This is a genomic window from Gilliamella sp. B3817 (assembly GCF_026536705.1).
Classification (GTDB): Bacteria; Pseudomonadota; Gammaproteobacteria; order Enterobacterales; family Orbaceae; genus Gilliamella; species Gilliamella apicola_I.
Genome location: NZ_JAFNNV010000001.1, coordinates 322636 through 343711, shown reverse-complemented (window position 1 = coordinate 343711; position 21076 = coordinate 322636). Strand labels below are relative to the sequence as shown.

Sequence of the window (21076 nt, the reverse complement as noted above, 5' to 3'; positions counted from 1 at the left end):
TATCTTTAATTTATGTGATTAATTCATTGCATCGAGCGCAACAATGATGGATTGTTTTAGTTTATGACAAGTATCATCATCAAGGGCATGGTTATGTTTGTCGGTCAAAATAAACAGATCCTCGATATGTTCGCCGATAGTGGCAATTTTGGCACTCCTTAAAGATATCTCTAAGTTAGCAAAAACTTCTCCAACACAAGCTAAAAGTCCTGGTCTGTCTAAAGCAATCAATTCCATATAGGTTTGACTTTCGTTAAAGGATGATAAAAAGTTAATTTGTGTCGGCACTGAAAAATAGCGTAATCGTTGTTTAGGCGGTTTTACCGTAACACCTTTATAAGTCGGTTGTTGTAATGTTTTTTCAAGTGCATTTATTATACCTTCATGGCGATCAGATTGAACGGTATTGCCGTTAGGTTCCAGTACAATAAAGGTATCAAGCGCAAATCCTTGTTTATTGGTGATGATAAGCGCTTCAAGTATATTTAAATTGTGCATACTTAAGTTGTTGCAGACGGTAGCAAACAAATAAGGTCGGTCTGGTGAGTAAATAACGATTTCTGTACCACCATGATACGGCGTCGAATTGATCATAACTAGTGTTTGCGTTAAGTCGTGGTTTAACAAATTTTGAGCATGCCACACAATCTGTTCGGTAGTGTAGCGCAAAAAGTAATCCACCCGATAGTTTAGCCAAAAGTTTTTGATGTGTTGCTCATCATAACTTTGAGCAATTAAGATGGATAGTGCTTCTTGCTTGTGTTGACGAGCAATACTCCGCTGTTCCGGTATTTGGTGTATTCCAATATCAAATAAGTGTTCGGCATTAAAATACAGTTGACGTATTAAGCTTTGTTTCCAACTGTTCCAAAGTGTTTCGTTCGTCGCACACACATCAGCAACGGTTAAGCAGAGTAAATATTGAAGGCGACGCCGACTTTTAACTTGTTGAACAAATTCTTGAATCACAGCAGGATCTTGTAAGTCTCGATTTTGTGCCGTGACTGACATCAGTAAATGATAGCGTACTAACCAAATAATCAGATCAGTATCTTTTGTTTCAAGCTCATGTAATTGACAAAATTTTTCAACTAATTTAGCACCAATTTCAGAATGATCACCATGTCGACCTTTACCGATATCATGAAATAAACCCGTAATAATTAACAGTTCAGGTTTGGATAATTTAGCAAAAACGTTTGAGCTATTAGGATGCTTTTGTTTCCCTTGTTCTGATTTTAAACTATCAAGCTCTATTAATAATCGTACCGTATGTTCATCAACTGTATAGGTATGAAATAGATCAAATTGCATCATACCAGCGATATGTTTCCAACCAGGTATATAGACCGCTAAAATTCCATAACGATGCATGGGTAAAATTGCTTTTGCAATGGCTTCCGGATGCTTAATGATTAACATAAATAGTGCTCTGGCTTTAGGGTGTTCACATAATAATGTGGTGAGTTTTCGCCTTGCAGAGCGTAACTGACGAATGGTATTAGAATAGAGACCGATGATTTGAGGATTGAGCAAAATGGTGTAAAACAGTTGCAGTATCATTGTCGGATCTTTTTTAAAGATACTATCATCTTTTACATCAATTAATTTTTCTCGGATTTGAAAGTGTTCATCGATAGCATAGGGTTTATTGCTTGGATTAACTTCAAGAATAGACTCATCAAATAATTGCAGTAACATCTGATTGAGTTCAGTAACGTTGTGTGCAATTCGGTAGTAATCATGCATCATTTGTTCAACAGGTGCATTTCCTTGACCTTGATAGCCTAAAAGCTTGGCGATACTTAATTGACGATCAAAAAGCAATCGGTTGTCATAGCGAGTAATGACACTGTGAAGGGCAAAACGAATACGCCATAAAAATTTACGACAAGTTCTAAATTCGTCTACCTCTTCGGGAGTGAGGTAATGAAAATCAGCAATTTTTTGCAAAAATTCATCGCCAAAGTGACGAATCGCAATCCATTGAATAATTTGCATATCCCGTAGACCGCCCGGACTATTTTTTAAATCAGGTTCAAGATTATAAGTTGTACTGTGATATTGCTGATGCCGGGCTTGTTGTTCGGCAATTTTAGCACGATAAAAAGCAGGAGAAGGCCAAATTTTATCACTAAAAATGTGTTGTCGAAGGGTTTGTAATAATGGATTATTACCCGCAACCCATCTTGATTCAATTAGATTGGTCATGATAGTAATATCGTTTTTAGCTTCTTGCAAACACGTTTTTAGCGTTCTGACACTATGACCTATATCCAAATGAAGATCCCAAAGCAGCCGTACTAACTCGCCGATTTGTTTTTCGATATCATGATTAAGCGGGTAATCACTTAATATCAAAATATCAATATCTGACAAAGGGTGCAGCTCTGCTCGCCCATACCCCCCGACAGCGATTAATGCAATACGATTATTTTTTAAAGCTGATGAAGTTTGATCGGGAATTTGAAAATAGCACCATAATCGTGCAAGTAATTTATCGATAAATTGACTGCGTAGATGCACTAATTCATCAATATCTGCATTTTGTTTAAATTGCTTCATCGACCATTGTTGAAATTGGTCAAGGTGTTGTTTGAGAAAGTTAATATTTATCTCAGCATCACTAAAATCAAGTGGTGAAATAGGATAAATTAAATGCACTTGCGTCATGGGAATAAAATTAAGACCATTCAATAATCATATCGTCACCTGATTTTCACAGACTGTCAAGCAACAGTTTAGTTTGTTGCTTGAACTTTTGTTTTAATTTTTTATACGGTCACAATTTATTTCTACATTCATTTTTCGATTTGCGTTTGGAGCATTATCGATAAGAATTTCAGTTACTTCCGTTGTTTTGAATTTGTCTGGTGATAAATAGTTCATGGTCTTTTGCGTTTTTGATGTAACACCATTATTGGATTTTATATCCATTGAATCATTATAATAAGCTTTTAAATTATATGGATAAGATGTATCTGTACCAAAATTGAAAAATAAGGTATTGTCCTTCATAAAATACCTAATCATCCCTTTATCTTGTTTGAGTGGTGCATAGTCAGAAAATTTACCATTTTCCCATTTTGCCTCTTGCCCTGAAAATGTGCAATCCCACTCACCAATAAGCATTTCTTCAGTTACTTTTTTTTCACCACAACCAACCAAAACTAAACCGACAAGACTACTCAATAAAAGTTTTTTCATATTAAAACCTATAATTAATGTAAGTAAAAATGAAGTAAGTTTTTTCAAGATCGATGAATAGTACTGTTTCAAACGTTAGTGCAACTACAATATAACACAGTTTTATTTAATTATGCTTCAAATATTGATAGTAATTAACACGAAAACATTTACTGTTATCTATTATGATTTATACCCCAAAAAAACAACATAATTTCGTCAAGCTAAATAGCAATTCGATAGTTTTTACCTTACATTTTAAATATCATAAACTAAATAAAAGCGTTGATAGGCTTTTATTTTAGTTATAGCTAATTTTTTGTATCGATTGAATCATTAGCATTTTCATAAACTAAAGCGGAACCCTTAGTTAATATTGCAGATACCGAAACATCAGATAATTTTATCGTATGCTGACCTGGTTTTAAATCATACTTAGATACAGGAATCGCATTGTTATCAAGATAGATAGCATAACCAATAATTTGTTGTGCTTGATTCAAATCATTATTGACGTTAATACTGATTGATGTATTGATTTTGCGAAATGTCGAATTTTGGTGATTACTGATCTTTTGTTCTAATTTTTTTGACATTTCAACAACCATACCACCTGACTCGTTATTGCGTATTTGGATATCACCATTACCCGTTTTTCCTCCTACCATAATCGGTATTTCAAATACTGCTTTAGAATCCATTTTTTCTCGATAACATTCAATATATTTTGCATCCGCAAAAATTTTTTGAATTTCATTTTTTGCTTTTATTAACGTGGATGATTCTTGTCGTGAATCTTTAAAGTCAGTACATGATGAAACTTCAATCAATATTTTTGACTGTACGGTTTTTGCTGTTTCACTTTGCACGTCGCTAAGGTTTACTGTCGGTGCTAATTCAACTTTACAACCTGATAGTAACGTAATAGCAATTAAACTTACCATGAATTTATTCATTTTACTTCTTACTTCCTTTTGATTTATTTAACTAATATCGGTTAAATAATACAATTAAAAAGATTATTAATCAAACATTAAGAAATGTAATATAAATTAAAAAAAGAAATTGGATTGTAATTACTTAGATTTGGTTAACCGCTAAAGACAAAACATGCACAGGCTTTAGTACTAAACCTGTGCAAGTCAGGATAGGAAGTTTTAATGACAGCGTAAATTATAAAGTAAAATCACTCAAATCATCTTCATTGATTTCAGAATCAATTTGACCGACTAGATAAGAGCTCATTTCGGCTTCTTGTGGCGCAACTTGAACATTGTCGGATACTAACCAATTATTGATCCATGGAATCGGGTTAGATTTTACCTCGTAAGGCAATTTCAATCCGACCGCTTGCATACGAATATTGGTGATGTATTCAACATATTGACATAAAATATCTTTATTTAAGCCAATCATTGAACCGCCTTCAAATAAGTATGCTGCCCACTCTTTTTCTTGATTCGCTGCTTGTAAAAACAGGTCATAGCAGTCTTGTTCACACTCTTTTGCGATTTCAGCCATTTCAGGATCATCTTCACCACTACGAAGCGTATTAATCATAAATTGAGTTCCCGTTAAGTGAAGGGCTTCATCACGGGCAATGAGTTTGATGATTTTTGCATTTCCTTCCATTAGTTCTCGTTCAGCGAAAGCAAAAGAACAAGCAAAGCTGACATAAAAACGAATGGCCTCAAGGGCATTAACACTCATTAAGCAAAGGTACAGTTTCTTTTTCAATTCACGTAAACTTATGGTAATGGTTTTATTGTTAACTGTGTGTTTACCTTCACCTAATAAGTTGTAATAACTCGCATAGCTAATTAGATCATCATAATAACCCGCAATGTCACCCGCACGTTTTTGGATCTCTTTATTTGTCACAATGTCATCAAATACCACCGAGGGATCATTGACAATGTTACGTATGATGTGTGTGTAAGAACGAGAGTGAATTGTTTCTGAAAACGACCACGTTTCTACCCAAGTTTCAAGTTCAGGAATTGAAATTAAAGGGAGTAAAGCAACGTTTGGACTACGACCTTGAATCGAATCCAATAATGTTTGGTACTTTAAATTACTAATGAAAATATGTTTTTCATGCTCGGGTAGTGCCGCATAGTCAATGCGGTCTTGAGATATATCGACTTCTTCCGGACGCCAAAAAAACGAAAGTTGTTTTTCGATTAATTTTTCGAACATTTCATATTTTTGTTGGTCATAACGCGCCACATTAACCGGTTGACCAAGAAACATGGGTTCTTTAAGCTGATCGTTATGTACATGCGAAAAGGTACTGTAATTCATATTCATAATCGTACTCCTAACTGAATTTAGTTACTTTTACCACTACCTGTCGACAGCGGAAAAGGGGCAATATTGGGGGATCAAAATCCCCCATTGAATGTTTTTAAAGTGATGCTTTGTTTTTGTCTAAAAGGGCAATTAAATTTTACAAGCCCCGCCTTCACAACCGTCATCACTTTCAGTTAGTGCAATATCCCCTTGAATATCTTCCGCCCCATCACGTGTGTTATGGTAGTAGAGTGTTTTGACACCAAATTTATATGCGGTTAATAAATCAGCAAGTAGCTGTTTCATCGGTACTTTGTCATTCGGGAATTTTGTCGGATCATAATTGGTGTTAGCCGAAATTGATTGATCGATAAATTTCTGCATAATACCAACTAATTGTAAATAACCCGTGTTATTAGGAATTTGCCAAAGTAGTTCATAGAAGTTTTTTAAATCTTTATAGTCAGGTACTACCTGCTTTAAGATGCCATCTTTCGATGCTTTAACGCTGACATATCCTCGAGGTGGCTCAATACCATTAGTCGCATTAGATATTTGCGAAGACGTTTCAGAAGGCATTAACGCCGATAAGGTTGAATTACGTAGACCATGAGTTTTAATTGATTCACGCAGTGCTTCCCAATCATAATGTAATGGCTCTTTTGTAATGGTATCAAGATCCTTTTTATAGGTATCTATCGGTAATATCCCTTGTGAATAGGTCGTTTCGTTAAATAAGTTACATGCACCTTTTTCTTTCGCTAGGTTATTTGATGCTTTTAAAAGATAATATTGCATCGCTTCAAACGTGCGGTGGGTTAAATTATTAGCGCTGCCGTCAGAATATTTTACCCCATGTTTTGCTAAATAATAGGCATAGTTAATGACACCAATGCCTAATGTACGGCGATTAATAGATGAATTGCGAGCAGCAGGAACAGGGTAATCCTGATAATCAAGCAGTGAATCAAGGGCACGAACCGTTAAATCGGCAAGCTCTTCAAAATCATCTAACGATTGAATTTCACCTAAATTAAAGGCGGACAGTGTACATAGTGCTATTTCACCCTTTTCATCGTTGACATTGTTCAGCGGTTTAGTTGGTAACGCAATTTCCATACATAAATTAGATTGATGTACAGGCGCAAGCTGAGCATTGAATGGACTGTGAGTATTACAGTGGTCAACATTTTGAATATAAATACGTCCAGTTGATGCACGTTCTTGCATTAACAGGGCAAAGAGTTCTACCGCTTTCACTACACGTTTTCGAATGTTTACATCTTGTTCATATTGATGATACAACGCATCGAATTTTGCTTGATCGGCAAAAAACGCCTCGTATAGACCCGGAACATCTGACGGGCTAAAAAGGGTAATGTTTTCGTTTTGGATTAAGCGTTGATACATTAATTTATTAATCTGAACACCATAATCCAAATGTCGAACACGGTTTTCTTCAACACCTCGATTGTTACGTAAAACCAATAGACTTTCGACTTCTAAATGCCAAAGCGGGTAAAATACCGTTGCAGCACCACCACGAACACCGCCTTGTGAACAGGATTTTACCGCTGTTTGAAAATATTTATAGAATGGGATACAACCGGTGTGGAAAGCTTCACCACCACGAATTGAACTACCAAGCGCTCGAATTTTGCCCGCATTAACCCCAATGCCTGCACGTTGTGACACATATTTGACAATTGCGCTTGCCGTCGCATTAATAGAATCTAAGCTGTCATCACATTCGATAAGTACACATGAACTAAATTGGCGTGTTGGGGTGCGAACACCGGCCATAATTGGCGTTGGTAATGAAATTTTAAAAGTTGAGACTGCATCATAAAAGCGTTTGATGTAGCTAAGACGCGTATCTTTAGGGTAATTAGCAAAAAGACAAGCTGCGACTAAAATGTATAAAAACTGTGCGCTTTCATAAATCTCGCCTGTTACCCGATTTTGAACTAAGTATTTTCCTTCAAGCTGTTTTACTGCCGCATATGAAAAAGACATATCACGCCAATGATCGATAATTTTATCCATTTGTTCAAACTCTTCTTGCGTATAATCTTCAAGTAAGTGTTTGTCATAACGGTCACTTGCCACTAGTTTTTTTACATGTTCATAAAGTGGTGGAGGAGTAAATTGGTTATACGCTTTTTTACGTAAATGAAAAATGGCTAAACGTGCAGCCAAATATTGATAATCTGGTGAATCTTGCGATATAAGATCGGCGGCAGCTCGAATAATTGTTTCATGAATATCAGATGTTCGGATCCCATCATAAAATTGAATATGTGAACGTAATTCAACTTGAGATACCGAAACATTTTCTAATCCTTCTGCTGCCCATGTAATTACCTTGTGAATTTTATCAAGATTGATAGGTTCTTTCTTACCATCTCGCTTGGTCACAAATATTGATTTATTCATTTTCCATCCAGTTTTATCCCGTTTTTTGTGGAGCTTATCATAATTGATATTTGTCAAAATATACAATATATAGTGCCTATTAATCATTTTATTACTATATATAGTGTATTTATTAGTCAGTTAACATTTTTTTATTTTGTTAACTATCGGTTAGTAAACGTTTTTTTCTGTAATAAAATAAAATGGTTTAGAAAGGTTTTACTTATGAATCATTTTTGGTTTTTATAACGTTGAATTGCGCTTGCTTTATTTTGGGCTTCTAACCATGCAAGTTTATCGGCATAATTTTTTTCTGCACCACGATCAGTTGGTTGATAATATTTACTATCAGCCATTTCAGGCGGAAAATAATTTTCACCTGCTGCAAAAGCATTAGGTTCATCATGTGCATAACGGTATTGTGCTCCATAGCCCAAATTTTTCATTAGACTGGTTGGTGCATTACGTAAATGTTCAGGTACATCATAGTCTGGCTTAGACTGCGCGTCACTCATAGCTTGTTTGAAAGCAAGATAGACGGCGTTACTTTTCGGTGCACAAGCCAAATAAACTATAGCTTGCGCAATGGCGCGTTCTCCCTCGGCGGGGCCAACACGCGTAAAACAATCCCACGCCGCCAATGCAACTTGCATTGCTCTTGGATCGGCGTTCCCGACATCTTCAGAGGCAATTGCCAGTAATCGACGAGCAACATAGAGGGGATCACCACCAGCAGTAATGATTCTTGCATACCAGTATAATGCAGCGTCAGGCGCAGAACCACGAATTGATTTATGGACGGCAGAAATCAAATCATAATATCGGTCACCTTGATTATCGAATCTGGCACTACGCTCACCCATGACTTCTTTGAGTAACGCTGGTGTTAGTTCATTGCCACCGGACATATCCACTAATAATTCAAGTGTATTCAGTGCACGTCTGGCATCCCCCCCGACAAATTCAGCAATCTGTTTTTTTGTTTCTGGTGGTAACACGACATGTTTATTGCCATAACCTCGAACCGGATCATCAATGGCTTGTTGTAAAATATTTTCGATATCGGCATTGGTTAATGATTTGAGTAAATAAACCCTAGCTCGTGATAACAGCGCTGAATTGAGTTCGAATGACGGATTTTCAGTTGTCGCCCCAATAAAAGTAACTGTACCATTTTCAACATAAGGCAAAAATGCATCTTGTTGGCTTTTATTAAAACGATGAACTTCATCAACAAATAAGATCGTACGGATACCCGCTTGCTGATTGATTTTTGCTCGCTCAATGGCTTCACGAATATCTTTGATTCCGGATGTGACTGCCGAAACTCTTTCAACTTTAGCATGAGCATGATGCGCTATAATTTCAGCTAATGTGGTTTTCCCAGTTCCCGGAGGCCCCCATAAGATCATTGAATGGAGGTTTCCGGCTTCAATGGCTTTCGGTAATGGTTTTCCTGCTCCTAGTAGCTGAGTTTGTCCAATGTATTCTGATAAATTACGTGGACGCATTTTTGCCGCTAAAGGCTGAAATTCATCGGTCGTAAAATCAAATGACATGCTAGGCATAACAGGTGGTATCCAAGTTTGAAAAATTCATTATATTATATACTTGTTAATTGATAAGTGAAAAAGAAAAGAAAATAACTTTTCGATCTTAACGAAAAACGGTAATATTTTGACCTAATCAGATTTACGAACACTATTTAACGCTTTGTTATAGATAAAAAAAGTAAGGATTCGTTATGAAACAATTTTTAGTATTAATGGGATTATTAGTTAGCGTATCCGCTTGGGCAGGTGATAAAGAGGTCTTACAACAGCGTTTAGACAAAGTTGACGGATTTTATGCACGCTTTTCACAAGATGTAAAAACAGCAGATAATCAGCAAGTTCAGGAAGGAAAGGGGGATCTTTGGGTAACAAGACCTTACTATTTTAATTGGAAAATGACAGAGCCAGAGGAAACAACTATTATTTCGGATGGAAGTAATATGTGGGTCTATACGCCAACAGTCGAACAAGTCACAGTGATGGATTTAAAAAAAGCCGTTGATAATCGTTTAATGCTTTTAATTACCGATAGTCATAATCCTATTTGGAACCACTATCAAGTTACACGTAAACAAGATTCATTCACTTTAAAGCCGACAGACAGTTCAAGTCAGAATTTTATCATTTCAGTGTTACCAAGCGGAATGATTTCCAATTTTACGATTATTGAGGAAGATGGACAACGCAGTTTTTATGATCTATCGCACCAAAAACTTGGAAAAGTAGAACTCAGTAAGTTTCATTTTGAACCGCCTTTAGGCATTCAAATTGACGATCAACGATAAGTGATCAATGCGTTTAAAGTAATAAAAGTCATTATCGATTATCATTTTGAGCCTTAAACACAAGATAGCGTCAATTAATTTTGCTAAATTTATTTTTAATTAGTTGATAGCTACGAGTGAGTTAAAGCTTGATGATTTGTTTAGTTTAGTCTAATTCATTGTTATTGATACTAATGACGGGATTATCAGAAAATAAATAGTGATCACGTCTTGTTTCAAAATCTTTATTTGCAGCATCAAAAAGTGCTTTTTTAGTGTTTTCTAAATGCTGCCACATCGCTAATTTTGCTGCTTGAGGATCTCGATTAATTAAAGCTTCCAAAATTTGGTTATGTTCATCTGCCCAATTATTAATGGTTTGTTCTGGCATATTTTCATGAAGTTTTTTCCATAAAGGATTTAACGTGCGCTGTTGCCATGTTTCTTCAACAATGATAGTTAAAGCACTGTTACGAGTAATCATGGCAATCTGAGTATGGAATTTAATATCCCAATAGGGATCGCGATGATGATCTTCTTTTTGAGCATTATGTTGAATTTCTAATAATTTAACAATATCTCCCTTGGTGATTTGTGTGGCAGCAAATTCAGCAATATTACTTTCAATAAGTTGGCGTGCTTGCAACAGTTCAAAAGGCCCACTTTTTACAAAATTTAATCCTCCTGAAGTTGATGAAAGGTTTTTAAGCGAGCTATTGCCAATAACGTGGATACCCGATCCTTTACGTGCTTCAACAAAACCTTCAACTTCTAACATGATTATTGCTTCTCTTACGACAGAACGACTAACTTTTAACTCTTCGCACACCAATCTTTCTGAAGGTAATTTGCTTCCTATTGGGTAAATACCGCTAATAATCCGATTTTTTAATTCTGATGCGATGACTTGATAAAGCCTGTGATATTCATTTTGTTTTTCGGTCATAATTTATTTTTTTAAAATACCTAAGTCGTTTAAATATAACCTTAAAATAACATCTAATTGATTAGAGTTAAATAATGTAACTCTAATTTTTTTTATACTATTTTTATCAATTCTTACATAACTGACAAGTCGATAAACCATCTTAAATTGTTGTTATATTTTAGCTATATCATGTGTGTCAACTTTTTAGATTGTCATATATGTTTGAGTTAAATTTGATGTCTTTTTCACTAAATTTATATATCTAATATAGGTTAACTATCTTGCAGTTATAAGTTAGATTTTTTAGGGATACTTAACCGTGTTACATTTTATCATCTCACGCAAGTTGCTGAATCGACATTCCTCATTTTTTGATCATTTAAAACACAGTTAATGGCGTCTAATTAAAACATTTTTAATCATTCAATGGGTAAACTCATCTTGTTGCGATTTATGAATTAAAAAGTTGTCTGATATCTTGTTTTAAAGTTCAACGTTCAAATTTTTTTGAATTTATCAGCATAATGATTATCTTACTTTTAGATTTACCTATTGTTAACAAAACACCATGATGAATTTTGCTGTTTATTGCAAGTCTTAGAAATAATTTTTGATGTGGATCACATTTATCCAATAAACCCATTAAAGCTAAATTTTTAGCTCTTTATATTCCTTATCAGTGGTTAACTCTTCATAGGATAAATTATGACAAGTGAATTTTATAAAAAACCAACTTATTGGTTTGCTTCCTGTTATAGCTTTATGTATTACGCAGCAGGCAGTTTTGTTTTCTCTTTTTACTCAATTTGGCTTAGTAAAGAGATTGGTTTAACAGCGAAACAAACGGGTATCATTTATTCATTTAACTACTTTATTTCGTTAATTATCATGATTATATATGGTGTTTATCAAGATAAATTAGTCTTAAAAAAACACCTTATTTGGTTTCAAAGTATTATTATCACCTGCGCAGCACCTGCATTAATTTATATTTATGAACCACTTTTAAAGCATAACTTTTATGTTGGTGTGATTTTTGGCAGTTTCTTTTTAGGATTTGGTTGGGTGGCAGGTATGGGACTGATTGATTCATATTGTGAAAAGATTAGTCGGGCGTTTGGATTTGAATTTGGACAATGTCGAACTTGGGGCTGTATTGCTTATGCAGTAGGGACTTTTATCGCCGGAATTTTAATAAGTATTAATCCCCATCTTAATTTTTGGGCAGCGTCGATTGTCGGTCTCTGTTTTATGATTTTAAATCTCAATTTCAAACCTGACTTAACTCAATCCTCAAGTGTGGTATTTCAAAAGAAAGAAAAATTGACCTTTAATGAAATCCTTTCTGTGTTTGCGCTCAAAAAGTTTTGGATATTTGTTATTTATGTATTAGGCACTTATAGCCTTTATAATATTTATGATCAGCAACTGTTTCCTGTCTATTTCACACAACAATTTACCGATGTAAATGATGGTTATCATTTATATGGTTTATTAAATTCTTTTCAAGTGTTTTTAGAAGCTGCAGTCATGTTTTGTGTTCCTTTTGTTGTTAATCGAGTTGGCGCAAAAAATGCACTTATTTTTGCTGCATTTATATCGGCATCACGAATATTTTTAACTGCTCATGTTGATAGCATTGTCATTATATCCATTATTAAGCTAATGCATTGTTTAGAAATTTCAACCATTTTAGTCTCAGTATTTAAGTATATTGATAACAATTTTAATGCTCGTCTTTCTGCCACTGTTTTTCTGATTGGTTATCAAGTCGCAGGTTCAGTTGGGGTTATTTTGTTCTCAACTTATGTTGGCGACATTTATGATACCGCTGGCGCCGCAACGACGTTTAATAATTTAGGTTTGGTGGTTTTAGGTTTTATGATTTTTGCTATTTTCTTCTTAAGTCGAGACCAAAAAGGGAACACATAAAAAAAAGATTAATAAAAACACATATCTTTTAGACGGTAATAATAAGAATTTATTAAGACATATTAAGGATTAAAAATGAATATATTCAATTCAGTGACACAATTTAACTTTGAACAAACTCGAACTATTTCACCTGAAAATATGACAGGCGAAAAGGGTAAGTCTTGTATGAAACCGAGTGCTTTAGGCCCTAGCCGTAAAGGACAAGGGTGTATCTCGATTCCGGCAGGGGAAAAAATAACAATTGCAGAAATTAGCGGGCCTGCTGAAATTAGACATATGTGGTTTACCTTAACCGATAGAACACATCGTGGTAGTTTTGTCTTGCGTGATGTGGTTATTCGTATCTACTGGGATGACGAAACAATACCGTCAGTTGAAAGCCCAATTGGTGATTTTTTCTGTAATGGATTTGGAGCAAGATGTGATATCAATTCATTACCGATTGTGGTTAATCCAACAGGGGGATTTAACTGTTATTTTAGAATGCCATTCAATAAAAAAGCCAGGATAGAAATTCACAATGAGCATGAAGCAGATTTACAACATTTCTTTTTCACTATTAATTATGCCATCATGCCAAAACCGTTCGAACAGCCTCTCTATTTTCATGCTCAATGGCGTCGTCAGCGAGTAACTCAGTATGCACAAGATTATGTCATATTAGATAACGTACAAGGTCATGGCTATTATGTGGGGACGTATTTAGCCCTAACCGCTTTAGAACGGTATTGGTGGGGAGAAGGCGAGTTCAAATTTTATCTGGATGATGATAGTGCGTATCCAACACAACATTCAACTGGCTCAGAAGACTATTTTGGTGGGGCATGGGCATTTCATAATCGTGACAGTCAAGGTAAGCCTAAAGCAAAATGTTTTCAAACACTGTTTATGGGCTATCCTTATCAAACTAATCGAGATGCTACACGGGATTTTTTTCAAACAGGTGATTCAAATCCGGTACATGGCTTCGGCGATGATGCACTTCCGATGCATGGTTTATACCGTTGGCATTTACCTGATCCGGTTGCTTTCCATAAAAATATTAAGTTAGCTTTTCAACAGATCGGAAATGATGATATAAGATTGTATGAACGTTGTGATGATATTGCCAGCGTGGCGTATTGGTATCAAAATCCGTCGGAAAATCACAACCCGACTTTTCCCAATAAACAACAACGCACACCACGATAGTCTGGAAGGTGAAATATGGCGAGTAATAAATTAAGAATCAATGATATTGCTCGTTTGGCTGGCGTTTCGGCAACGACCGTCAGCCATATTTTTAATAAACGAGATAAAAAATATCGAATCTCATCTCTTACACGCCAAAAAGTGCTTGCAATAGCTGAGCAGTATAAAGAGCAATCGCATATTCGTCGATACTTAGTCAAGGCGAAGAGTACCAATACAATTGGTGTCATTGTTCCTGATATGTCGAACTCGTTTTTTTCGATGTTTTTACACCATTTAGAAGCATCATTTCGGGAAAAAAATATTCAGCTTTTAATTACTTGTAGCCACTATAATAAAGAGGTTGAAATTAATGTAGCGCAAAATTTGGTTGAACGAAAAGTGGATGCAATGATAGTGGTCACATCACTAGATAGCGATGAGTTTTACATGAGTATTAATCAACATACTCCGGTGTTATTTTTTGATCGTTATATTGAGCATACCATACTTCCATTTATTACAAGTGAGGCAATAGGATCGGTAGCTGAATTAATCGAACCTTATGCAAAAAAATTAAATGAGTTTTATTTTATTGGTTGTGATGTACAACTCACTTCAATTCGTGCTCGGTTACAAGGATTTAAACAAGGTTTAACGAATGCAGGCTTAACGCCAGCTTCTGACTGGATCATTTGTGATAGTTATTGCCCAAATAAAGGTTATGACTTACTCAAACGATTGCATCAAAAATTAGGGCGTTTACCGAAAGCTATTTTTACTCCGTCCGGTAATTTATTGCAGGAAGTGTTGAGCTATTTAGTCGAGGTTAAAGTTAATCCAGACCAAATTTGCTTATGTTCGTATGATTATAATATTTATCTGGATTACTCTTATTATCCGATTGATGCTATTGCACAAGATTTTCAAACTATGGCACTGACGTGTGTAAACACTATAGATGATCTGCTTAATTTTAAAGCGCTAAAGCATAACGCGATTTTCATCAAACCACAAATTAAACGCCATCCATAGCTTTTACGATGAGAGACAAAAGTAATAATAAGATGATTAGCGATTAGCGATTAGCGTTTTTCATGATACGCGCTTTATCAACCTGCCATTGCCGTTCTTTGATATCCGTTCGTTTATCGTACTCTTTCTTGCCTTTAGCCACACCAATTTTGACTTTTGCCCAAGCATTTTTCCAATATAATGAAAGCGCAACAACTGTGTAACCTTTTTGATTGATTTGACCAAATAGCGAATTTAATTCACGTTCATTCAAAAGCAATTTACGGTTACGCATGGGATCGCAGACAACATGTGTTGAAGCCACATTTAATGGTGTAATGGTTGCACCAAATAACCATGCTTCCCCGTCTTTAAGCAGTACATAGCTATCGCTAATATTTACTTTTCCTGCACGCAGGGATTTAACTTCCCAACCTTGTAGGGATAATCCCGCCTCAATTTCCTCTTCAATAAAGTACTCATGGCGTGCGCGTTTATTTAATGCAATGGTTGCCGAACCGGGTTTGTGTGATTTTTTCTTAGTCATAATGTGCGTTATTATAGAGTTACGTGTTAATATATGCCACAAATTTTATTTTTAATTAATTAATGTTATGGCACATATATTTCACGAAGTTATTGAACCGTATTCAATTGAACAAATGTTTTCATTAGTCAATGACATTGAGCGATATCCTGAATTTGTTCCCGATTGTATCGCAACGGGAATTATTAGAAAACAGGATAATATTATTGCTGCATTTATTGAAGTTGAAAAATTTGGTTTCAAAAAATCATTTACCACATTAAATCAAATTAATGAACCTAATTCAATCGATTTAACCCTTTTAGAAGGCCCATTCAAGCACCTTTCGGGCAAATGGCAGTTTACTACACTTTCTGACAACCAAAGTAAAATCAGTTTTAGTTTAGATTTTGAATTTCAAAATAAATTATTAGACATGACTTTTACCCCAATGTTTAAAGATGTGATGATAAATATGGTTAAAGCGTTTTCCAATCGAGCAAGGCAGATTTATTAATATGATAACGGTTCAAGTTGTGTATGCGTTACCGAATAATCCGACAATAATTGATTGTCAGGTTGAAGAATCGACGAATATCTTGCAAGCAATAGTAAAATCCAATATCTTATCTATTTGTCGCATTCAATTAGATGATCATCTAATTGGTATTTATGGAAAACGTTGTTCGCTTGATGAACTAGTGAAAGAGGGTGATCGTATTGAAATTTATCGCCCTTTAATCAACGATCCTAAAGAAATAAGACGAAGAAGAGCAGCATTAAATAAATAATGATTACTGGCAAGGGAAACACGATGCATAATCTGATAATTGAAAAGATTGAAACCTTATGCAAAAAACGCGGTATTAAATTGACAACTCAGCGTCGTACAGTTTTAGATATCATGTTAACGGCAAATAAGGCTATGAGTGCATACGATCTTTTAGATTTATTAAAAGTCAGTGAACCCCAAGCCAAACCACCGACTATTTATCGTGCCCTTGAATTTCTGCTTGAGCAAGGCTTTATACATAAAGTTGAATCAAGCAATAGTTATATTGTTTGCCCACATTTTCAAGACCCCGATCATCTTTCAATTCTCTTTATTTGTGATAAATGCCGACAAATTTTTGAAAAACACTCAGCAAATATTGAACAACAACTAAAACAACTGGCACAACAAAGTCAATTTTTGATTAAACACAGCGTGTTGGAAATTCATGGAGTGTGTCAGTCGTGTCAACCTTAATTATTTTTCTTTGGCTATTGAATATCGGCTGTGACACGGTCGGTCAAATCGCCTTTAAATATGCAGCGATTACCTCAAAGCATAATCAAGGTTTGGATTATTGGCATAAACTATTTGGTAATTTTTGGCTTTGGATTGGTTTTGGATCTTATTTTGTTGGTTTTATTTTCTGGTTAGCTTTTTTAAGCGAAGTGCCTTTGTCACAAGGTATTTTATTGGGTTCGTTTAATATGATAACGGTCATGTTAGCAGGACGAATCTTATTTAAAGAGCACCTAACGTGTTTTCGGTTGTTAGGGATATTTTTTATTACAGCAGGAGTAGTTTTAGTAGGACTCACGGAATGAAAAAATTCTATTTAATTGGCTTTATATTACTGCTTTTTTTTGATACTTTTGGTCAAACCAGTTTTAAGCTGACAGCAATATCGGCTTTGCCTTTCGAATTGAGTGTTGATTGGTTATTACGTATTTTTAGCCACTGTTGGGCTTATTTAGTCATGATAGGTTATACCGGTGCATTTGTGACCTGGATGGTACTGTTAAAAAAAGCACCAGTTGGCCCTGCTTTTGCAGCCTCGCATTTACAAGTTGTTACGGTAATGTTAGTGTCGGTAATGGTGTTTAATGAAAAGATTACATTAACACGCTTTATAGGCGCAATAAGTATAATCATCGGGATTATTTTTTTAGCGTTAGCTGAACAAAGAATTCACCAAAAGTCTAAAAAAGCGCATAGCTAATTTGAAAATGATGTGATTTTAACAATTTATGGCAATTACTTCTTAAATTTGTTTATCGAGATTCTTTAACATTTCGATTATAGGTCGATTTGCATCAGGAAATTCATCCGCATTCAATTCTTCTTGATCTACCCATCGGCTGGGTTGTCCTTCTTTAGCAAATGGAACGCCGTCCCATTCTTCCACTAAATAAGCGTGAATGGTAATATCACGATCATCGTAGCTGTGTTTCACTACTTTTAAAAATTGAGCATCATGGATTTGGATATCAACTTCTTCAGCAATCTCGCGTTGCAAAGTTTGATAAGGTGTTTCACCTACTTCTATTTTTCCTCCGGGAAACTCCCAAAAACCCGCTAAATGAGAGTCTTCTCCACGTTGGGTAATAAAAATTTGACAATTTTCCGAACGTATAATTCCTATTGCTATTTCAGTATGTTTTCTCATAATTCTGTTTATCTATCCGTAAAATTAGGGAAAGTGAACACTTTCCCTTGAATTTAAACGACGATGATAATCGCTGATTAAATCATCAATAATGTTTGATGATACTAAATTTTTTGCTTATTGAACAGCACCATGACAATGTTTATACTTCTTACCTGAACCACAAGGACATGGATCATTTCGTCCCACTTTGGCTTCAGTGCGAACTCTAGGTTGAGTTGAGCTTGTATTGTTTTCGCTTTCACCTTCGATATTAGAAGCTGATTCATGACTTGCATGTTGCTTAGCTGATAGTTTTTCCATTTCAGCAATGCGTTGACGTTCTGCTTCTTCCACTTCTTCTTGTGAACGAATAACAACACGACTTAATATCCCAATAACTTCATATTTTAGTGATTCTAACATGTCTTCAAACATGTTAAAGGATTCACGTTTATATTCTTGTTTAGGATCTTTTTGCGCATAACCTCGTAGATGAATACCTTGACGTAGATAATCCATCGCAGCCAAGTGTTCTTTCCACAAGTTATCAAGCGTCTGTAACATAACTGTTTTTTCAAAATGTCTAAATGCTTCTGAACCTGCTGCTTGCTCTTTTTCTTCATAAGCTTGTTGAGCAATTTGAATAATACGTTCTCGAAGTGACTCTTCATAAAGATTTTGTTCTTCATCCAACCATTTAGCAATTGGAAGATCCAAATCAAAATCACGTTTTAGCGCTAATTCAAGTCCTGGTACATCCCACATATCTTCGATTGATTCCCGTGGAATATAACGATCGATGAGCGCATTAAATACATCAACACGGATTACGGTAATGGTATCTTTAATTTCAGTATTATCCAGTATCTCATTTCGTTGACGATAAATTGCTTTACGTTGCTCATTGGCAACATCATCATATTCAAGCAATTGTTTACGAATATCAAAGTTACGACTTTCAACTTTCTTTTGAGCATTCGCAATCGCTTTATTGACCCATGGGTGTTCGATCGCTTCGCCTTCTTTCATACCCAATTTACGCATCATATTACCAACACGTTCTGACGCAAAGATTCTCATCAGCGGATCTTCAAGCGATAAATAAAAACGTGAACCGCCCGGATCTCCTTGACGACCAGCACGACCGCGTAACTGATTATCAATCCGACGGGATTCATGTCGTTCTGTACCTAAAATGTAAAGCCCGCCCAGTGCAATAACTTCTTCATGTTTAACTTGCCATGCTTGTTTAGCTTTTTCGATATCTTCTTGAGTAGGATTTTCAAGTTTTGCTAAATCGCTTTGCCAGTTACCGCCAAGCATAATATCGGTACCTCGACCCGCCATATTGGTTGCAATAGTGACAGCGCCTTTACTCCCTGCATTAGCAATAATTTCTGCTTCTTGGGCATGGAACTTGGCATTTAATACGTTGTGCTTAATGCCAACTTTTTTAAATGCATTGGATACCAATTCTGATTTTTCAATCGATGCAGTCCCCACTAGTACTGGTTGTCCTCGTTTTACACAATCTTGTACGTCAGCGACAATGGCTGCAATCTTCTCTTTTTCAGTCATATAGACTAAATCGGATTGGTCTTTACGCTGCATTGGGCGGTTAGTTGGTATAACAATGGTATCCAAACCATAAATCTGATGGAATTCGAAGGCTTCAGTATCGGCAGTACCCGTCATACCGGCTAATTTTTCATATAGACGGAAATAGTTTTGGAAAGTGATTGAAGCTAACGTCTGGTTTTCATTCTGAATTTTAACATGTTCTTTTGCTTCAACCGCTTGATGTAAGCCGTCAGACCAACGACGTCCTTCCATTGTTCGTCCAGTATGCTCATCGACAATAATAATTTCGTTATTTTTAACGATGTAGTCGACATCACGATGAAATAAATGATGGGCTCGTAGTGCCGCATTGACATGATGCATTAACACAATATTACTTGGCGCATAAAGCGACTCATCATTTTTCATGATACCTTGTTTAATTAGTAGTTCTTCTACCTTAATTAATCCTCGTTCAGTTAGATTAACTTGACGTGATTTTTCATCAATTGAAAAGTCACCGTCTCCTTGAAACTGATCTGAGTCTTCTTTTTCTTGGCGAATAAGATGAGGGATAATTTTATCAACACTCACATATTTATCTGAGCTGTCTTCGGCTTGCCCAGAAATAATCAACGGCGTTCTTGCTTCATCAATTAAAATAGAGTCAACCTCATCGACTAAAGCATAATGTAATGGTCGTTGAACACGTGCATCTTTACTAAACACCATATTGTCACGTAAGTAGTCAAATCCATATTCGTTGTTGGTGCCATAAGTGATATCAGCGCTGTAAGCTTCTCGTTTTATTGCTGGCGGCATATTGGGCAGGTTAATACCAACGGTTAAACCTAAAAATTCAAATAAAGGACGATTATTTTCAGCATCACGTTGTGCTAAATAATCATTGACCGTGACGACATGCACACCTTTGCCCGTTAATGCGTTTAAATAAGCGGGTAATGTTGCGGTTAACGTTTTACCTTCACCTGTACGCATTTCGGCTATACAGCGCTCATTTAAAACCATACCACCAATTAACTGAACATCAAAATGACGCATACCAAAAACACGTTTACTGGCTTCACGGACAACGGCAAAAGCTTCTTCTAAAATATCATCTAAACGGGTACCTGATGCTAATTTTTGTTTAAATTCAACTGTTTTTGCTTTAAGTTCATCATCAGTTAATGCTTCCATTGCAGGTTCTAATGCATTAATTCTTTCAACACGCTTACGCAGGGTTTTTAGCACACGTTCATTACGGCTACCAAAAACTTTAGTTAATAATTTTAATAACATAAATTTCTCTT

19 protein-coding genes are annotated in these 21076 nt (G+C 35.6%); 9 read left to right on the top strand and 10 right to left on the bottom strand.

The features are described 5' to 3' along the window. Positions 1-18: 18 nt before the first annotated feature. The 6 genes from glnD to J3U36_RS01495 all read right to left on the bottom strand — a co-directional run bounded on the left by glnD (position 19) and on the right by J3U36_RS01495 (position 9461). Positions 19-2697, bottom strand: coding sequence for a bifunctional uridylyltransferase/uridylyl-removing protein GlnD (gene glnD, locus J3U36_RS01520; protein WP_267380839.1), 2679 nt, complete (start codon positions 2695-2697; stop codon positions 19-21). A 69-nt stretch (positions 2698-2766) separates the two neighbouring features. Further along, positions 2767-3207 (bottom strand): hypothetical protein, encoded by a 441-nt coding sequence (locus J3U36_RS01515; protein WP_267380838.1) that lies wholly within the window; start codon positions 3205-3207, stop codon positions 2767-2769. 290 nt (positions 3208-3497) lie between these two features. Next, positions 3498-4142 (bottom strand): DUF7424 family protein, encoded by a 645-nt coding sequence (locus J3U36_RS01510; protein ID WP_267359350.1) that lies wholly within the window; start codon positions 4140-4142, stop codon positions 3498-3500. A 217-nt stretch (positions 4143-4359) separates the two neighbouring features. Then, the gene (gene nrdB / locus J3U36_RS01505; RefSeq protein ID WP_363317376.1) at positions 4360-5490 is read right to left on the bottom strand and encodes a class Ia ribonucleoside-diphosphate reductase subunit beta; all 1131 of its coding nucleotides are present in this window, start codon (positions 5488-5490) and stop codon (positions 4360-4362) included. Between the two features lie 138 nt (positions 5491-5628). Next, entirely contained in the window at positions 5629-7914 is a 2286-nt protein-coding gene (nrdA, locus tag J3U36_RS01500) for a class 1a ribonucleoside-diphosphate reductase subunit alpha (protein WP_267380837.1), read from the bottom strand. A gap of 209 nt (positions 7915-8123) precedes the next feature. Then, positions 8124-9461 carry a replication-associated recombination protein A gene (locus J3U36_RS01495; protein WP_267380836.1) on the bottom strand — a complete coding sequence of 446 codons (1338 nt, stop codon included), beginning with the start codon at positions 9459-9461 and terminating at the stop codon, positions 8124-8126. A gap of 176 nt (positions 9462-9637) precedes the next feature. Between J3U36_RS01495 and lolA the strand changes: the two genes are divergently transcribed. Then, complete coding sequence (gene lolA / locus J3U36_RS01490) at positions 9638-10231, top strand: outer membrane lipoprotein chaperone LolA (protein WP_065558834.1); 594 nt, start codon at positions 9638-9640, stop codon at positions 10229-10231. Between the two features lie 145 nt (positions 10232-10376). Here lolA and J3U36_RS01485 read toward each other — a convergent pair whose 3' ends face one another. Next, positions 10377-11156, bottom strand: coding sequence for an FCD domain-containing protein (locus tag J3U36_RS01485; RefSeq protein WP_267380835.1), 780 nt, complete (start codon positions 11154-11156; stop codon positions 10377-10379). Positions 11157-11843: 687 nt separating this feature from the next. Between J3U36_RS01485 and J3U36_RS01480 the strand changes: the two genes are divergently transcribed. From J3U36_RS01480 to J3U36_RS01470, 3 genes are all read left to right on the top strand, one after another. Further along, entirely contained in the window at positions 11844-13070 is a 1227-nt protein-coding gene (locus J3U36_RS01480; protein WP_267380834.1) for an oligosaccharide MFS transporter, read from the top strand. A gap of 75 nt (positions 13071-13145) precedes the next feature. Beyond that, entirely contained in the window at positions 13146-14264 is a 1119-nt protein-coding gene (locus J3U36_RS01475; protein ID WP_267380833.1) for a glycoside hydrolase family 172 protein, read from the top strand. A 15-nt stretch (positions 14265-14279) separates the two neighbouring features. Then, positions 14280-15278, top strand: a complete 999-nt coding sequence (locus J3U36_RS01470; RefSeq protein WP_267380832.1) for a substrate-binding domain-containing protein — start codon at positions 14280-14282, stop codon at positions 15276-15278. A gap of 43 nt (positions 15279-15321) precedes the next feature. Here J3U36_RS01470 and smpB read toward each other — a convergent pair whose 3' ends face one another. Continuing rightward, entirely contained in the window at positions 15322-15804 is a 483-nt protein-coding gene (gene smpB / locus J3U36_RS01465; RefSeq protein ID WP_065558829.1) for an SsrA-binding protein SmpB, read from the bottom strand. A gap of 67 nt (positions 15805-15871) precedes the next feature. On the opposite strand from smpB, the gene J3U36_RS01460 reads away from it, so the two are divergent. The 5 genes from J3U36_RS01460 to J3U36_RS01440 are packed head-to-tail and all read left to right on the top strand — an operon-like array spanning position 15872 to position 17774. Beyond that, a complete protein-coding gene (locus tag J3U36_RS01460; protein WP_267349810.1) occupies positions 15872-16300 on the top strand; it encodes a type II toxin-antitoxin system RatA family toxin in 429 nt (142 codons plus the stop codon). 1 nt (position 16301) lies between these two features. Next, on the top strand, positions 16302-16574 hold the full coding sequence (locus J3U36_RS01455) for an RnfH family protein (RefSeq protein WP_267349808.1): 273 nt from the start codon (positions 16302-16304) through the stop codon (positions 16572-16574). A 23-nt stretch (positions 16575-16597) separates the two neighbouring features. After that, positions 16598-17032: a zinc uptake transcriptional repressor Zur gene (gene zur, locus J3U36_RS01450; RefSeq protein ID WP_065558826.1), complete on the top strand. Its 435-nt coding sequence runs from the start codon at positions 16598-16600 to the stop codon at positions 17030-17032. Further along, positions 17020-17379 carry an EamA family transporter gene (locus J3U36_RS01445; protein WP_267349804.1) on the top strand — a complete coding sequence of 120 codons (360 nt, stop codon included), beginning with the start codon at positions 17020-17022 and terminating at the stop codon, positions 17377-17379. Before zur ends, J3U36_RS01445 begins: the two co-directional genes overlap by 13 nt. Continuing rightward, on the top strand, positions 17376-17774 hold the full coding sequence (locus J3U36_RS01440; protein WP_267349802.1) for an EamA family transporter: 399 nt from the start codon (positions 17376-17378) through the stop codon (positions 17772-17774). The genes J3U36_RS01445 and J3U36_RS01440 overlap by 4 nt, the downstream gene beginning before the upstream one ends. A 42-nt stretch (positions 17775-17816) precedes the next feature. Here J3U36_RS01440 and mutT read toward each other — a convergent pair whose 3' ends face one another. Both mutT and secA read right to left on the bottom strand, forming a co-directional pair. Further along, the gene (gene mutT / locus J3U36_RS01435; protein ID WP_267349800.1) at positions 17817-18221 is read right to left on the bottom strand and encodes an 8-oxo-dGTP diphosphatase MutT; all 405 of its coding nucleotides are present in this window, start codon (positions 18219-18221) and stop codon (positions 17817-17819) included. A gap of 117 nt (positions 18222-18338) precedes the next feature. Further along, entirely contained in the window at positions 18339-21065 is a 2727-nt protein-coding gene (gene secA / locus J3U36_RS01430) for a preprotein translocase subunit SecA (protein ID WP_267359366.1), read from the bottom strand. Positions 21066-21076 lie beyond the last annotated feature (11 nt).

What these genes read in the sequence shown, in the direction of transcription:
- J3U36_RS01515 (WP_267380838.1), bottom strand. Translation starts at nt 3,207, where the DNA reads ATGAAAAAACTTTTATTGAGTAGTCTTGTCGGTTTAGTTTTGGTTGGT.
- J3U36_RS01510 (WP_267359350.1), bottom strand. Translation starts at nt 4,142, where the DNA reads ATGAATAAATTCATGGTAAGTTTAATTGCTATTACGTTACTATCAGGT.
- nrdB (WP_363317376.1), bottom strand. Translation starts at nt 5,490, where the DNA reads ATGAATTACAGTACCTTTTCGCATGTACATAACGATCAGCTTAAAGAA.
- nrdA (WP_267380837.1), bottom strand. Translation starts at nt 7,914, where the DNA reads ATGAATAAATCAATATTTGTGACCAAGCGAGATGGTAAGAAAGAACCT.
- J3U36_RS01495 (WP_267380836.1), bottom strand. Translation starts at nt 9,461, where the DNA reads ATGCCTAGCATGTCATTTGATTTTACGACCGATGAATTTCAGCCTTTA.
- lolA (WP_065558834.1), top strand. Translation starts at nt 9,638, where the DNA reads ATGAAACAATTTTTAGTATTAATGGGATTATTAGTTAGCGTATCCGCT.
- J3U36_RS01485 (WP_267380835.1), bottom strand. Translation starts at nt 11,156, where the DNA reads ATGACCGAAAAACAAAATGAATATCACAGGCTTTATCAAGTCATCGCA.
- J3U36_RS01480 (WP_267380834.1), top strand. Translation starts at nt 11,844, where the DNA reads ATGACAAGTGAATTTTATAAAAAACCAACTTATTGGTTTGCTTCCTGT.
- J3U36_RS01475 (WP_267380833.1), top strand. Translation starts at nt 13,146, where the DNA reads ATGAATATATTCAATTCAGTGACACAATTTAACTTTGAACAAACTCGA.
- J3U36_RS01470 (WP_267380832.1), top strand. Translation starts at nt 14,280, where the DNA reads ATGGCGAGTAATAAATTAAGAATCAATGATATTGCTCGTTTGGCTGGC.
- smpB (WP_065558829.1), bottom strand. Translation starts at nt 15,804, where the DNA reads ATGACTAAGAAAAAATCACACAAACCCGGTTCGGCAACCATTGCATTA.
- J3U36_RS01460 (WP_267349810.1), top strand. Translation starts at nt 15,872, where the DNA reads ATGGCACATATATTTCACGAAGTTATTGAACCGTATTCAATTGAACAA.
- J3U36_RS01455 (WP_267349808.1), top strand. Translation starts at nt 16,302, where the DNA reads ATGATAACGGTTCAAGTTGTGTATGCGTTACCGAATAATCCGACAATA.
- zur (WP_065558826.1), top strand. Translation starts at nt 16,598, where the DNA reads ATGCATAATCTGATAATTGAAAAGATTGAAACCTTATGCAAAAAACGC.
- J3U36_RS01440 (WP_267349802.1), top strand. Translation starts at nt 17,376, where the DNA reads ATGAAAAAATTCTATTTAATTGGCTTTATATTACTGCTTTTTTTTGAT.
- mutT (WP_267349800.1), bottom strand. Translation starts at nt 18,221, where the DNA reads ATGAGAAAACATACTGAAATAGCAATAGGAATTATACGTTCGGAAAAT.
- secA (WP_267359366.1), bottom strand. Translation starts at nt 21,065, where the DNA reads ATGTTATTAAAATTATTAACTAAAGTTTTTGGTAGCCGTAATGAACGT.